The sequence below is a fragment of the Mesorhizobium sp. CNPSo 4688 genome, assembly GCF_057784295.1.
Window position 1 is genome coordinate 248043 of the sequence record NZ_JBWLUY010000004.1, and the last position, 14212, is coordinate 262254.

Genomic DNA, 14212 nt, shown 5'->3' on the forward strand with positions numbered 1-14212 from the left:
AAGCCGAAACCCTTCTGAGTTCGGCGCGCCGATCGAGGTCGATGCGTTGCAGGCACTCGGCAAAGGCGTCGTTCGTCTTGGTGAAGCAGATGCAATGGCCTGTTGGGCCGGCCTGCTTGCCTACGACGCCGACGCACTTGCGGCATTATGCCGGCGGTTCACCTGGCCCGGCCGCCCGGCAATCGACAGCCGCGTCTCCTGCTTCGTGCGCTCGGCCACCACCTTGCCCCTGGCAACGACGCAGAGCCGTTCGGCGCGCAGGCGCAAGGCCTCTATCGGGTTGCCGGCGTCGAGGATGACGAAGCTGGCGCGCTTGCCCACGGCAAGGCCCAGATGATCGAGGCCCATGATGGCGGCGTTGACATTGGTAACCATGTCGAAGCAGCGTGCCATGTCGGCCGGGCTCGACATTTGCGCGACGTGCAGGCCCATGAAGGCGACGTCGAGCATGTCGGCGGTGCCGAGCGAATACCAGGGGTCGAGCACGCAATCCTGGCCCCAGCCGACACGGATGCCGAGCGCCAGCATCTCTTTCACCCGGGTCAGGCCACGGCGCTTGGGAAACGTATCGTGGCGGCCCTGCAGCATGATGTTGATCAGCGGATTGGGGATCGCCGACACACCGGCCTCGGCGATCAGCGGCAGGAGCTTTGAGACATAATAATTGTCCATCGAATGCATGGAGGTGAGGTGCGAGCCGGCCACTCTGCCCTGCAGGCCGAGGCGCTGCGTCTCATAGGCAAGCTGCTCGATATGGCGTGACAGCGGATCGTCGGTCTCGTCGCAATGCAGGTCGATCATCAGCCCGCGCTTTGCCGCAATTTCGCAAAGTTCGGTCACCGAGCGCGTGCCGTCGGCCATGGTGCGTTCGAAATGCGGGATGCCGCCGACGATGTCGACGCCCATGTCGAGCGCGCGCAGCGTGTTCTGCCGCGCCGTCGGCGAGCGGTAGAAGCCGTCCTGCGGGAAAGCGACCAGTTGCAAGTCGATATAGGGCGCGACAATCTTCTTGACGTCGAGCAGCGCCTCGACCGCCAGCAAGCGGTCGTCGCAGACATCGACATGAGTGCGGATGGCGAGCAGCCCCATCGAGACCGCCCAGTCGCAATAGGCGAGCGCCCGCTCACGCACGGCATCATGCGTCAGCAGCGGCTTCAGTTCGCCCCACAGCGAAATTCCTTCGAGCAGCGTGCCCGAGGCGTTGATGCGCGGAATGCCGTAGGACAGCGTCGCATCCATGTGGAAATGCGGGTCGACGAAGGGCGGCGAGATCAGATTGCCATGGGCGTCGATCGACGTGCCGGCGCTGACGTTCAACTTTGGCTCGATGGCGACGATCGTCTCGCCGACAATGCCGAGGTCGGCGATAGTGCCATCAGGCAGCGTTCCGCCGCGCACAACAAGGTCGAAATCCATCTGTCGTCATCTCCCTGCAGATTGAGCGCCTATCGTCGCGATGGGGACCCCTCTTTTCCAAAGGTTCCATCCGGCGGCAACTCGCTCTATAAGCCGCCAGTCGCCCCCGTGGCGAATCCGAAATTCGTCTCAGTCAGGCATGGGATCAACCATTGTTTCGCTTCTTCCGTTCGACGGAAAACCAGCGCCTCATCGCGAGGCTGGTCAGGGAATCCTTCCAAGAGCACAAGTTTGGCTATGCCGCCGCGATCGCGTCGATGCTGGTGGTGGCCGCCATGACGGGCGCCAGCGCCTGGATCCTGCGCGAGATCACCAATGAATTCGTGATCTACAAGAGGCTCGACCGCGTCAACCTGATCGCCGGGGGCGTCGCGGCGATCTTCGTCTTTAAAGGCATCGCCAACTTCGTCCAGGCCTATTTCATGAGCCGGGTCGGCAACGCCATCATCGCCGACCGGCAGCGCAAGATCTATGACCGCATCCTGGCGCAAGGCATCGAATTTTACCATTCGACCTCGTCGTCCGACCTGATCACCCGCATGACCAACAATGCGCAAGCGGCGCGCAGCGTGCTCGACCTCGTCGTCACATCCTATGTGCGCGATCTGGTGACGATGGTTGTGCTGGTCGGAGTCATGGTCTGGCAGCAACCGGGGCTGTCGCTGATCTGCTTCGTCATCGGGCCTGTCGCCATTTACGGCGTCAACCACATATTGAAGCGTGTGCGCAAGATTGCGAAGCAGGAATTCCGCTCGCTCGGCCAGATCGTGCAGGTGATGCAGGAAACGGCAATCGGCGTGCGCGTGGTGAAGTCCTTCGGTCTCGAAGGCGCGATGCGCAAGCGCATGTACAAGGCGGTGTCGGACGTGGAGACCCGCGCCAACAACATCGCCACGCTGGAAGCCGCCACCAGTCCGGTGATGGAAACGCTGGCGGGGCTGGCCATTGCCGGGTCGGTCCTGGTCAGCGGGCTTCTGGTACTGGAGGGCGGCCAGATGCCGGGCAACATCATGGCCTTCATCGCGGCGCTGCTTTTGGCCTATGAGCCGGCAAAGCGCCTGGCGCGCGTCCGTATCTCGCTGGAGAGCGGCATCGTCGGCGTGCGCATGATGTTCGAGCTCGCCGACCGGCCGCTGACCTTGGCCGAAAAGCCGGATGCAAAGCCGTTGCTGGCCGGGCCGGGCGAAATCCATTTCGACAAGGTCAGCTTCGCTTATCCGGAAAGCCCGCCGGTGTTCGAAGGACTGGATCTGACGCTTGCGGCCGGCAAGATGACGGCGCTGGTCGGGCCCTCGGGCAGCGGCAAGTCGACCATCCTCAATCTGATCATGCGCATGTATGACCCGCAGAGCGGCAAAGTGCTGTTCGATGGTCAGGACATCGCCGGCGCCACGCTTGCCTCGGTCCGGGAAAAGATCGCGTATGTCAGCCAGGACACGTTCCTGTTTGCCGGCACGGTGATGCACAATATCCGCCTCGGCCGTCAGGACGCGACCGACGAAGAGGTGATCGCCGCCGCCAAGGCCGCCAATGCGCATGACTTCATCAGCGCCATGGCCAAGGGTTATGAGACGGAGGTCGGCGAAAACGGCGCGCTGCTTTCAGGCGGCCAGCGCCAGCGCATCTCGATCGCGCGCGCCATGCTGCGCAATGCGGAGATCCTGCTGCTCGACGAAGCGACCAGCGCGCTCGACGCCGAATCCGAGGCGCTGTTCCGCGATGCGCTGCAGCAGCTGACGGTCGGGCGCACCACCATCGTCATCGCCCACCGCCTGTCGACGGTGCACCAGGCCGACACGATCGTGGTGCTGGAAGCCGGCAAGGTGGTGGAAAGCGGCGCGCATCGCACGCTGCTCAACCAGGGCGGGCTGTATCAGAAGCTTTATGAGTATCAGTTGATGCCGTGAGCCTTACCCTCCCCCTTGTGGGGAGGGTCGCTGCGAAGCAGCGGGGCGGGGGTCGGCGCCGCACCCCCACCCGGACCTTCGGTCCGACCTCCCCACAAGGGGGAGGTACTAACTTACTCCGGCACGTGCCGCACTGCGCCCTTGTCGGCGCTGGTGGCGAAGGCGGCGTAGGCGCGCAGCGCCGTCGTCACCTTGCGCTTGCGCTTTTCCTCGGGCTTCCAGGCTAAGGCGCCCTTGGCCTCCATCGCCACTCGCCGAGCATCGAGTTCAGCATCGCTGACCGCCAGGTGGATGATGCGGTTCGGGATGTCGATCTCGATCGTATCGCCTTCCTGCACCAGTCCGATCAGCCCGCCTTCCGCCGCTTCCGGCGAGGCATGGCCGATCGACAGGCCTGACGTGCCGCCGGAGAAGCGGCCGTCGGTGACCAGCGCGCAGGCCTTGCCCAGCCCTTTCGACTTCAGATAGCTCGTGGGATAGAGCATTTCCTGCATGCCGGGGCCGCCGCGCGGCCCTTCATAGCGGATGACGACGACGTCGCCGGCCTTGATCTCGTTCGACAGGATCGCTTTCACCGAAGCGTCCTGGCTTTCGAACACCCGCGCCGGGCCGGTGAATTTCAGGATCGACTCGTCGACGCCGGCCGTCTTCACGATGCAGCCGTCGAGCGCCAGATTGCCCTTCAGCACCGCAAGGCCACCGTCCTTCGAGAACGGCGCCTCGGCCGACCGGATGACACCTTTCTCGCGGTCAAGATCGAGCTCGTCCCAGCGGCGGTCCTGGCTGAAGGCGACTTGCGTCGGCACGCCGCCGGGGGCGGCAAGGAAGAAGTCGCGAACGTTCTGGCTCGTGGTGCGGGAAATATCCCAATGGTCGAGCGCTTCGCCAAGGCTCGCCGTATGCACCGTCGGCAGGTCGCGGTTGAGCAGCCCGGCATTGTCGAGCTGGCCGAGGATGGCCATGATGCCGCCGGCGCGGTGGACGTCTTCCATATGCACGTCGGATTTGGCCGGTGCGACCTTGCACAGCACCGGAACCCGCCGCGACAGCCGGTCGATGTCTTCCATGGTGAAGTCGACCTCGCCCTCATGCGCGGCCGCCAGGATGTGTAGCACGGTGTTGGTCGAGCCGCCCATGGCGATGTCGAGCGTCATGGCGTTTTCGAAGGCGCCCTTGGAGGCGATGCTGCGCGGCAATGCCGTCTCGTCATCCTGCTCATAATAGCGCTGGGCGAGATCGACGATGAGATGGCCCGCCTCGACGAACAGGCGCTTGCGGTCGGCGTGGGTGGCCAGCGTCGAGCCGTTGCCCGGAAGCGACAGGCCGAGCGCCTCGGTCAAACAATTCATCGAATTGGCGGTGAACATGCCCGAGCAGGAACCGCAGGTCGGGCAGGCCGAACGTTCGATGACCTTGACGTCCTCGTCGGAGATCTTGTCGTCGGCGGCGGCAACCATGGCGTCGACGAGGTCGAGCGCCTGCGTCTTGCCGGCCAGCACCACCTTGCCGGCTTCCATCGGGCCGCCTGACACAAAGACGGTGGGGATGTTGAGGCGTAGCGAGGCCATCAGCATGCCAGGCGTGATCTTGTCGCAATTGGAGATGCAGACCATGGCGTCGGCGCAGTGCGCATTGACCATGTATTCGACGGAATCGGCGATCAGCTCGCGCGACGGCAGCGAATAGAGCATGCCGTCATGGCCCATGGCGATGCCGTCATCGACGGCGATGGTGTTGAATTCCTTGGCGACGCCTCCGGCCTTCTCGATCTCGCGCGCCACCAGCTGGCCAAGGTCCTTGAGATGGACATGGCCCGGCACGAACTGGGTGAAGGAGTTGACCACCGCGATGATCGGCTTGCCGAAATCCGAATCCTTCATGCCTGTAGCGCGCCACAGGCCGCGGGCGCCGGCCATGTTGCGGCCATGGGTGGTGGTGCGGGAACGATAGGCTGGCATGGATATTCCTTAGCTGGCTGGCTGCGCCCAGTGCGGAGCGTGGCGGCGCTGAATTTGGATCGCAGGGTTTATAGACCGCCAAGTATGGTCTGGCCACATTTTTGCAATGCGCCAGATTCTCGTAAAAATCGGAGTTTGCGAAAAAAATTGCGGCCAGTGTCGGATCGTCTGCTGGACGCGCGTCCTTGGGTCAACGGCAAGGGAATGGCACCATTTCTAGAGTCAGCCGTTTCATCCGTAACCGCAACCAAAACACCCCGAGGAGCGAGACATGCAAAAGATCACCACCTGCCTGTGGTTCGACGGCCAGGCCGAAGAGGCGATGAATTTCTACGTCTCCATCTTCAAGAATTCGAAGGTTACGAGCGTCCTGCGCTGGCCCGAAGGCCACGCCGATGCGGGCAAAGTGCTGTTGACCACGTTCGAGCTCGACGGCGTGCCGTTCCAGGCGCTCAATGGCGGCCCGCAATTCAAGTTCAACGAGGCGATGTCACAGTCGATCGATTGCAAAACGCAGGAAGAGGTCGATTATTTCTGGGAGAAGCTCACCGAGGGCGGCGAGCCCGGAGCCTGCAGCTGGCTGAAAGACAAGTTCGGCGTCTCCTGGCAGGTCGTGCCGGAGCAACTGCCGCGCCTGCTTCTGGATCCGGACCGGGCCAAGGCCGGGCGGGTGATGTCGGCAATGATGCAGATGGGCAAGATCGACATCGCGAAGATCGAAGCGGCGGCCAAGGGGTGAGAACTGCACGATCTTCCCTTCTCCCCCTGTGGGAGAAGGAAGAACCTACGCCGCTCTGTCGCGAACCTGGTAGTCCTTGATGGTGGCGAAGCGGATAGCTTTCCAGCGCTCGGCTTCGTAGTTCAGGGAAAAGGCGTGCTGGGCGAGGAACACCGGGTCATTGTCGAGGTCGCGGGCGATATCGCCGCGATGCGCCTCGATGAAGCGAAGCGTCTCGGCCTTGTCGTCGGCCGAAATCCAGCGGCAGACGGAAAAGCGCGACATCTCGAATTCGACCGGCAGCGTGTATTCGAAATTCAGCCGTTCCTTCAAAACGTCGAGCTGCAGGGCGCCGACCACACCGACGATTGCCGGCGAGCCATCCTCGGGCGAAAACAGCTGCACGACGCCTTCCTCGGCCATCTGGTGCAGTGCTTCCTTGAGCTTCTTGGCCTTCATCGCATCGCCGAGGCGGACGCGGCGCAGGATTTCCGGGGCGAAATTCGGTACGCCCCTGAAGAGAATTTCCTCACCCTCGGTCAACGTGTCACCAATGCGCAGCGTGCCGTGGTTGGGGATGCCGACGACATCGCCGGCAAAGGCCTCGTCGGCGGTGACGCGGGTGCGGGCGAAGAAGAATTGTGGCGCCGACAGGCTCATCGGCTTGCCGGTGCGCACCAGCTTGGCCTTCATGCCGCGCTCGAGTTTGCCCGAGCAGACGCGGACAAAAGCGATGCGGTCGCGATGGTTGGGATCCATGTTGGCCTGAATCTTGAAGACGAAGGAGGTCATTTTCTCCTCGGTCGCTTCGACCTTGCGGGTGTCGGCCTCCTGCGCGCGCGGCGGCGGCCCGAAGGCGCCGAGCGCCTCGATCAGGTCGCGCACCCCATAATTGCGCAGCGCCGAGCCGAAATAGACCGGCGTCAGATGGCCTTCGCGGAATGCATCGATATCGAGCGGGCGGCAGGCTTCGCGCGCGAGTTCCAGCTCCTCGATGAAGGCCTCGCGCTCGTTTTCCGGCAACAGGCCGGCGACGCGGTTGGAATCGGGACCATTGACCGGCGTGCGGTCTTTCTCCGCGTCGCCCTTGCGCACCGCATTCAGCGCCAAATGATAGGTGCCGGCAAACGTCTTGCCGCGGCCGATCGGCCAGGTGATGGGGGCGGTATCCAGCGCCAGCTTCTGCTCGATCTCGTCCAAAATCTCAAACGGGTCGCGGCTTTCGCGGTCCATCTTGTTGACAAAAGTGATGATCGGAATGTCGCGCAGCCGGCAGACTTCGAACAGTTTCAGCGTGCGCGGCTCGATGCCCTTGGCCGCGTCGATCACCATCACGGCGCTATCGACAGCCGAGAGCGTGCGATAGGTGTCGTCGGCGAAATCCTCGTGGCCGGGCGTGTCGAGCAGGTTGAAGACATTGTCTTCATATTCGAAGGTCATCACCGAGGTGACGACCGAAATGCCACGCTCGCGCTCGATCTTCATCCAGTCGGACCGGGTCTGGATGCGGTCCTTCTTGGCCTTGACCTCGCCGGCAAGCTGAATGGCGCCGCCGAACAGCAGCAGCTTTTCGGTGAGCGTCGTCTTGCCGGCGTCGGGGTGGGCGATGATCGCGAAAGTGCGGCGGCGCGATACCGCCTGTTCGATGTCTTCAGCCAATTTGTGGAATCCTGTCTGTGGCGCGGGCTTCTAGCAGCGCTTTCCCGGCCTGTCGACAGTTTCGGGCCGGTGGACCCTGAGCGCACTTGAGCTTGAGCCGCCGCAATGGCATCACGGATGCCAGTTTGAAGAGGACCGGCATGAGCAATCCGAAACAAGTCATCGTCATCGGCGCCGGCATTATTGGCGCGTCCATTGCCTGGCACCTGACTAAGGCGGGCGCGCAGGTGACGGTGATCTCCGAGAGCGGCGCAGGTGGGGTCGCCACACCCAATTCCTTTGCCTGGATCAATGCCAGTTGGGGCAATCCCGAGGTGTATTTCCGGCTGCGAACCCGCGCCATGGCCGAGTGGAAACGGCTGGCAAACGAGTTGCCCGGCCTGCCGCTCGCCTGGTGCGGCGGGCTGTGTTGGGATCTGCCTGCCGGCAGGCTTGAAGCCTATGCCACCGAGCACTCCTCATGGGGTTACGGCATCGAACGCGTGGGCCGCGAACGGGCGGCGCAAATCGAGCCCAATCTGGTCGAGCCGCCTGAATTCGCTGTCTATGTCGCTGAGGAAGGCGTGGCCGAGCCGGTTACGGCGGCCAAGGCGCTGCTGGCCGATGCTGAACGGCACGGCGCGAGGGTGGTTGCGGGCACAGTCGACAGGCTCGCTCTAGTCAACGGCAAGGTGACCGGCGTGGTTGTTTCGGGCGAGACGATTGTCGCCGACGAAGTGGTGATCGCGGCCGGCACCGGCGCCCCAGCCATTGCCGCCACCGCCGGCATCAAACTGCCGATCGAGACGCCGCCCGGCCTGATTGTCCACTCGCGGCCATACAAAAAACTGCTCAACGGGCTGGTGCATGCCGAAAAGCTGCATATGCGCCAGACCGCCGAGGGCCGCATCATCGCCGGCTCGGATTTCGCCGGCGGCGATCCGGGCGACAACCCTGACGCAACAGCGCGCGAACTGTTTGCGGCAGCGAAGGCAGCCTTGCGTGGTGGCGACGGGCTGGAGCTTGATTTCCACACGGTCGGCTACCGGCCGACGCCGACCGATGGCTTTCCGATCGTCAGCCACGCCGAGGGCATGGATGGCCTTTACGTTGCGGTCATGCATTCGGGCATCACGCTGGCGCCGGCGGTTGGACTTTTCGCCACACGCGAAATCCTCGATGGCGAGCGCGACCCGCTGCTGGCGCCCTATGGTATGGAGCGTTTCGCTCAATAGCCCGGCGGCCGGCGAAAGCCACCGGTGAGCGGTTCGATTGCTCTGGCGATACCGAGCAGCCGCGCTTCCGACCAGCGCGCGCCGACCAGCTGCAGGCCAATGAGCAGGCCGTCGCGGTCCTGCCCGCAAGGCAGCGAAAGGGCCGGATGGCCTGGGTAATTGAAGGCCGCGCCATAGGCCGGGAGCATCCAGTAGCTTTGCTCCTTGCCGTCGACCTTGATCGATGTGCCGGGTTCGCAATGCGGGAAGGCCGTGGTCATGGCGACCGGGCACAGCAACGCATCGCAATTTTCGAAGAACCTGTCCCAGGCGAGGATGGACCTGTCACGGCGGGCGAGCACGTCGAACCAGCGCGCGACCGGAGTCGGCTGTTCAGGCGGTTCGGGTTGCGCGGCCTCCAGCATCATGCCGATCAGCGCGCCGCCCTGCTCCAGATCGTTGAGCAGATCGATCTCAGGTAGTTTTGCCGGCTCGACGGTCGCACCCGCCGCCTGAATTCGCTTCGCCAGAGCGTCGACGGCAGCGCTGATGTCTCGGGCCACAGGAAAACCGGGAAAGGACGGCGCCACATTGATGCGCAATGTCTTGAGATTGATTTTTGGCATGGCCTCGACTGGCACCGGCGCGAGATCGGTGTCGACGCCATCCGGGCCGGCGATGATTTTGTAGATCAGCGCCAGATCGTCCACGGAGCGCGCCAGCGGGCCGAGGCAGGACATAAGTCGCACGCTGCGTGCCGCACCGCCCGGGTCGGGAAAAGCGCCGGCCAACGACACACGATGCTCGGTCGGCTTTAAGCCATAGACGCCACAGAAGCTGGCCGGCAACCGGATCGAAGCCTGCATGTCGGTGCCGACATCGAACGGTGTCATGCCCGTCGCCACCGCTGCCGCGGCGCCACCGCTCGAGCCGCCGGCTGTGCGGTCGAGGTTCCATGGATTGCTGGTGCGGCCGAACAGCGGATTGTCCGACTGCCAGTCGCCCAGCATGGTCGCGACATTGGTCTTGGCCGTGAGAATGCCGCCGGCAGCCTTCAATCGGGCGACGACCGGGCTGTCTGCTTTTGCCACATAGTCGGCGAACGGTGGAAAGCCTACGGTGGTCTTCATGCCTGCCGTTTCGTGCATGTCCTTCAAGGTGAAGGGCACGCCATGCAGCGGGCCGAGAGCGTCGCCGCGCGCCTGCGTCGCGTCGGCCTCTTTTGCGCGCTCACGAGCCCCTTCACGGTCGAGATTTATGACGGCGTTGACAGCTTCGTTGTGCCGGTCGATCTGCGCCAGATGCGCGTCAAACGCTTCAACGGCGGATATTTTTCGCGCAGCGATTGCGGCGGCGAGGTCGGTGGTCGAGGAGAAGACGAGGCCCATGACGAATGCTCCGGCAGCTGTCCCGTTATGACGGCTTGAAGCCAAGTTCAGCACTTCTAGGACAGGTAGCGCTTGATCGGAATTGCGCTAGCCGTTCGGTCGAGGGGCGCGAAGGAATGCGGCCTAGATTGGCTTAGACGACCAGCGCCAACCTTGCCGACGCCGGAACAAACGGCCGAATCGCCATGCCATCACCTGTAATGGTGACGAAACTCGCCGGCGGGATCGCTTGCCAGTCGCCGCCTTCGCGGTCGAAGGGCTCCGACACGATGCAGCGGCCGCCATTGCGGACCGAGGTGTAGAGCGTCGGCGCGTGGACGTCGCTCGCGTAGCGCACGGCATACAGCGCCAGCCCATCGGAAAAGGCGGCAGTGAGTTTCAGGGTCGGCTCAAGGCCGGCGCGGCGTGAAGCCTCGATGACGCGGGCGGTGGCGCGCGACACGGCACCTTGCGGGTCACTGGTGAGACCCTCGTCGATCATCAGCAGGAAAAACAGTTCGGAATCGGTGGTGCCTTCGCGTTGGTCGAAGACGGCGTCGGAAAGCGAATTTTCCAGCGCGCGACGGATTTTCTCGAAGCCGCCGATCTGGCCGTTGTGCATAAACGACCAGTTGCCGGAGATGAAGGGATGGCAGTTCATGCGGCTGGTGGCGCCGCCGGTCGACGCCCTGACATGGGCGAGGAACAGGCCGGATTTGATCTGCCGACACAGGCTTTTCAGATTGGGATCCGACCAGGCCGGCAGGATGTCACGGTAAAGGCCGGGCTCGGGCCGGTCGCCATACCAGGCGAGGCCGAAACCATCGCCATTGGTCGGCGACTTGGCTTCCTGGGCGCAATGGCTCTGGGCGATCAGCGAATGACAGGGCGCGGTGACGATGTCTTCGAGGAAGACTGCTTCACCAAGATAGGCCGCCCATCGGCACATCGCTTTTGACCGTTCCTAGGCGCGATCCAAGAGAGCCTGGGGCTCTTTGACCGCGTGTGAGCCTCTGTTGTGCGTCCGTTTATAGAGTTCGCGAACGATTCGGCTTGCCGTAGTCTCGAAGAGAAATGGCAAGAAAGCGTGAACAAGCGCAGCTCCGGCAGCCATCAGGAGGCGCGAGGAGAACCAGGCGGCAAAAGCCATGTGGCTGAAATAGGTTTCGCCGACCTTGGCCGGGTGCGAGGTGAAAAGCTTCGAAAACAGCGTCGTCATGGTGATCCCTCCAGCCGGGATAAGCCCCGATGCTGGGTATCTTGCCATAGGGGAAAGGTTCATCGGTCTCAATTTGTCCTTGCCTAACGGTGTAGTTCGGGACATTCATCCCAACATGGCGCTTGAATTCGATGAAATAGACCGAAGATTGCTGGCCGAGCTGCAACGCGACGGCACGCTGTCGGTCGACCAGCTCTCGGAAAAAGTGTCGCTGTCGCGCAACGCCTGCTGGCGGCGCGTCAAGCGGCTGGAGGAGGACGGCGTCATCACCGGCCGGGTGGCGCTGGTCGATGCCGACAAGCTCGGGCTCGGGCTTTCGGTGTTCATCCTGATCCGCACCTCCAACCACGATCCGGACTGGCTGCAGAAATTCCGGGCGGCGGTGACCGGTTTCTCAGAGATTACCGGGGTCTACCGTATGTCCGGCGATCTCGACTATGTGCTGCGCGCCCGCGTCGCCGATGTGAAGGCCTATGACCGGCTCTACCAGCGGCTGATCGCCAAGGTGGCGCTGTCCGATGTTTCGGCTTCATTCGTCATGGAAGAGATCAAGGAGACGACGGTCGTGCCCGTGGAACTGCGCTAGGTCATCGTGACGCCGCAAAGAAAGCCGTTGATAGCGTGGCGGGCGAGTTGACCGAATCGCGGTTCGCGCCGATAGGATCGATTTTATGCGCGCAGCCCTCCACACCTCCTCCGTCATTGGTCCCACTGTCGGCTTCGTTCGGTTGCCGCATGGTGAAGGACTTCCCCTCCCCGCCTATGAAAGCACCGGTGCCGCCGGCATGGATTTGCGCGCCGCGGTCCCGGACGACCGGCCGCTGCTGATCCTTCCGGGCAAGCGCGCCCTGGTGCCAACCGGGCTGATCCTGGAGATCCCCGAGGGGATGGAAGGCCAGGTGCGGCCGCGTTCCGGCCTTGCCTTCAAGCACGGGCTGACCGTCCTCAATTCACCAGGCACGGTCGACAGCGACTATCGCGGCGAGGTCAAGGTGCTGCTGGTCAATCTTGGCGACGAGGATTTCGCGGTGACGCGCGGCATGCGCATTGCCCAGATCGTGTTTGCCACGGTGACACAGGCGACGGTCGAGGAACGCAGCCTGGCCGGCGGCACAGCGCGCGGCGCGGGCGGATTCGGGTCGACCGGCACCGCCTGAATGCTGGGCCTTCCAAAACTGGTCATCTTCGACTGCGACGGGATTCTGGTCGACACCGAGAACCTTGCCAACCGGCGGCTCGCCGAGTGGCTAACTGTCGCCGGTTATCCCGCCACATTCGAATATTGCCGCAAGCATTTCTCCGGCCGCAGCATGATCTCGGTACAGAAAGAGATCGAAGCTTCGACCGAAGCCCGGCTCGGCGTCGATTTCGTCGATCGCTGGAATGCCGGCCTGCCCGATCTGTTCGCGCATGGCGTCGAGGCGATCCCATACGTCCGCGACTTCATCGAAGTGGTGCGCACTGCCGGCATCGCCTATTGCGTCGCCACGTCGGCACGCATCTCGAAGATGCACATCACGCTCGGCCAGACCGGGCTGCTGCCGCTGTTCGAGCATGCAATGTTCTCGGCAACCATGGTCAGCCGCGGCAAGCCGTTCCCGGACCTGTTCTTGCATGCGGCAAAGACCATGGGTTTTGCGCCGGCCGACTGCATCGTCATCGAAGACAGCGTCGCCGGGACACAGGCCGGTATTGCCGCCGGAATGCGCGTCTATTCCTATCATGGCGATCCCTATTCCGACCGCGATGGCCTGGCCGATGCCGGCGGCGTCCTGTTCGATGACATGCGCGCACTGGCGGGGCTGGTGCCGATCCACTGATCTGATTTCAGCGCAGTGGGCCGGCTGTGCGATTCAGTTGCCCGTGCTAGCGTGCCCGCCTCGAGGGGCGCCACTTCATGACTTCCAATTTGCTTCGCCTGATCCTTGCTTGCCTGCTACTGCCATGGTTTTTGGTGGCGGCAAGCGCGCAGGCTGTCAGCTTTCCCGAGCTGGACAGTGCCGTTCCCGGTCATCAGAACGTCACCTATCTCGACCTTGCAAAGCTGGTCATTCCCGACCTGGCGTTGAACGCAGACGGCTTTTATCACGGCGGCTTGCCGATCGAGATGCGCCACATCGAGGGGCCCGACAGCGGCGGCTCACCGCCCGAAACATCGAGTCTGCCCAACGCTGCCGTGCTTCCCATCAGGACCGGCGGCAAGGACCGGCTGGTGATGCTCTACGACCTCGGCGACTCTCCCGACAGCGCCGAAGGCTATGCCGTGCTGGCGCTCTACGACGTCACCGGAAAGCCGAAACTGCTCGACGCGGTTAATGTCGCCGTCGACCGCAGCACCTATTTCCGCGAGCCCGGCAAGCTTTCTGTCGGCGCCGGCGACGATGTCCTCATCACCATGAGCACGCATTTCAATTCAAGCCAGGGCTATGTGATCACGCCGCTGATCATGGTGCGCGATGACAAGTTCGAGCTGGTCGACATGATCTACACGTTCGACGAGAACCTCTGCGCCTACAGGCGCACGCAGGATGTGGCGTTCCAGACGATCGACGACGGGCAGCCTTATGCCGCGATCAAGGTGACGGTCACCGACGCCACCGCGCCGAACGGTGAAAGCTGCGATGACCCGTCGCCCGAGCCTGAATCTCACGCGATTTCCGTCACCTATCATTGGGACAAGAAGACGTCGCGCTATGTCAAGGATTCCGATGCGCTGGACAAATTGGCAGGAGAGAACGCCAAACGCTTCTGAGCCAACCGCATTCGTTTGCCCGG

General features: G+C 63.2%; 13 protein-coding genes. 7 read left to right on the plus strand and 6 right to left on the minus strand.

What is annotated here, in order from left to right:
• Positions 1-120 precede the first annotated feature (120 nt).
• A complete protein-coding gene (locus AC04SH_RS09290) occupies positions 121-1416 on the minus strand; it encodes an amidohydrolase family protein (RefSeq protein ID WP_488574784.1) in 1296 nt (431 codons plus the stop codon).
• 152 nt (positions 1417-1568) lie between these two features.
• Between AC04SH_RS09290 and AC04SH_RS09295 the strand changes: the two genes are divergently transcribed.
• Positions 1569-3323 (plus strand): ABC transporter ATP-binding protein, encoded by a 1755-nt coding sequence (locus AC04SH_RS09295; protein ID WP_488574785.1) that lies wholly within the window; start codon positions 1569-1571, stop codon positions 3321-3323.
• A gap of 113 nt (positions 3324-3436) precedes the next feature.
• Here the strand turns inward: AC04SH_RS09295 and ilvD are convergent, their stop codons facing one another.
• The gene (gene ilvD / locus AC04SH_RS09300) at positions 3437-5281 is read right to left on the minus strand and encodes a dihydroxy-acid dehydratase (RefSeq protein WP_477233552.1); all 1845 of its coding nucleotides are present in this window, start codon (positions 5279-5281) and stop codon (positions 3437-3439) included.
• 271 nt (positions 5282-5552) lie between these two features.
• Here ilvD and AC04SH_RS09305 point away from each other — a divergent pair, with 271 nt between their 5' ends.
• Positions 5553-6020 (plus strand): VOC family protein, encoded by a 468-nt coding sequence (locus AC04SH_RS09305; protein ID WP_477233551.1) that lies wholly within the window; start codon positions 5553-5555, stop codon positions 6018-6020.
• Positions 6021-6065: 45 nt separating this feature from the next.
• Here the strand turns inward: AC04SH_RS09305 and AC04SH_RS09310 are convergent, their stop codons facing one another.
• Positions 6066-7658, minus strand: coding sequence for a peptide chain release factor 3 (locus AC04SH_RS09310; RefSeq protein WP_477233550.1), 1593 nt, complete (start codon positions 7656-7658; stop codon positions 6066-6068).
• Positions 7659-7798: 140 nt separating this feature from the next.
• On the opposite strand from AC04SH_RS09310, the gene AC04SH_RS09315 reads away from it, so the two are divergent.
• A complete protein-coding gene (locus AC04SH_RS09315; RefSeq protein WP_477233549.1) occupies positions 7799-8872 on the plus strand; it encodes an NAD(P)/FAD-dependent oxidoreductase in 1074 nt (357 codons plus the stop codon).
• Here the strand turns inward: AC04SH_RS09315 and AC04SH_RS09320 are convergent.
• From AC04SH_RS09320 to AC04SH_RS09330, 3 genes are all read right to left on the minus strand, one after another.
• A complete protein-coding gene (locus tag AC04SH_RS09320) occupies positions 8866-10239 on the minus strand; it encodes an amidase (protein ID WP_488574786.1) in 1374 nt (457 codons plus the stop codon). The genes AC04SH_RS09315 and AC04SH_RS09320 overlap by 7 nt on opposite strands.
• A 133-nt stretch (positions 10240-10372) precedes the next feature.
• Entirely contained in the window at positions 10373-11167 is a 795-nt protein-coding gene (locus AC04SH_RS09325) for a class II glutamine amidotransferase (RefSeq protein ID WP_477233547.1), read from the minus strand.
• 15 nt (positions 11168-11182) lie between these two features.
• A complete protein-coding gene (locus AC04SH_RS09330; protein ID WP_477233546.1) occupies positions 11183-11437 on the minus strand; it encodes a DUF6356 family protein in 255 nt (84 codons plus the stop codon).
• A gap of 115 nt (positions 11438-11552) precedes the next feature.
• On the opposite strand from AC04SH_RS09330, the gene AC04SH_RS09335 reads away from it, so the two are divergent.
• The 4 genes from AC04SH_RS09335 to AC04SH_RS09350 all read left to right on the plus strand — a co-directional run bounded on the left by AC04SH_RS09335 (position 11553) and on the right by AC04SH_RS09350 (position 14189).
• The gene (locus AC04SH_RS09335) at positions 11553-12023 is read left to right on the plus strand and encodes an Lrp/AsnC family transcriptional regulator (RefSeq protein WP_477233545.1); all 471 of its coding nucleotides are present in this window, start codon (positions 11553-11555) and stop codon (positions 12021-12023) included.
• A gap of 85 nt (positions 12024-12108) precedes the next feature.
• The gene (dut, locus tag AC04SH_RS09340; protein WP_112560621.1) at positions 12109-12594 is read left to right on the plus strand and encodes a dUTP diphosphatase; all 486 of its coding nucleotides are present in this window, start codon (positions 12109-12111) and stop codon (positions 12592-12594) included.
• A 3-nt stretch (positions 12595-12597) separates the two neighbouring features.
• Positions 12598-13257 carry an HAD family hydrolase gene (locus tag AC04SH_RS09345; RefSeq protein WP_477233739.1) on the plus strand — a complete coding sequence of 220 codons (660 nt, stop codon included), beginning with the start codon at positions 12598-12600 and terminating at the stop codon, positions 13255-13257.
• Positions 13258-13334: 77 nt separating this feature from the next.
• Positions 13335-14189, plus strand: coding sequence for a hypothetical protein (locus tag AC04SH_RS09350; protein ID WP_477233544.1), 855 nt, complete (start codon positions 13335-13337; stop codon positions 14187-14189).
• The last annotated feature ends 23 nt before the right edge of the window (positions 14190-14212 follow it).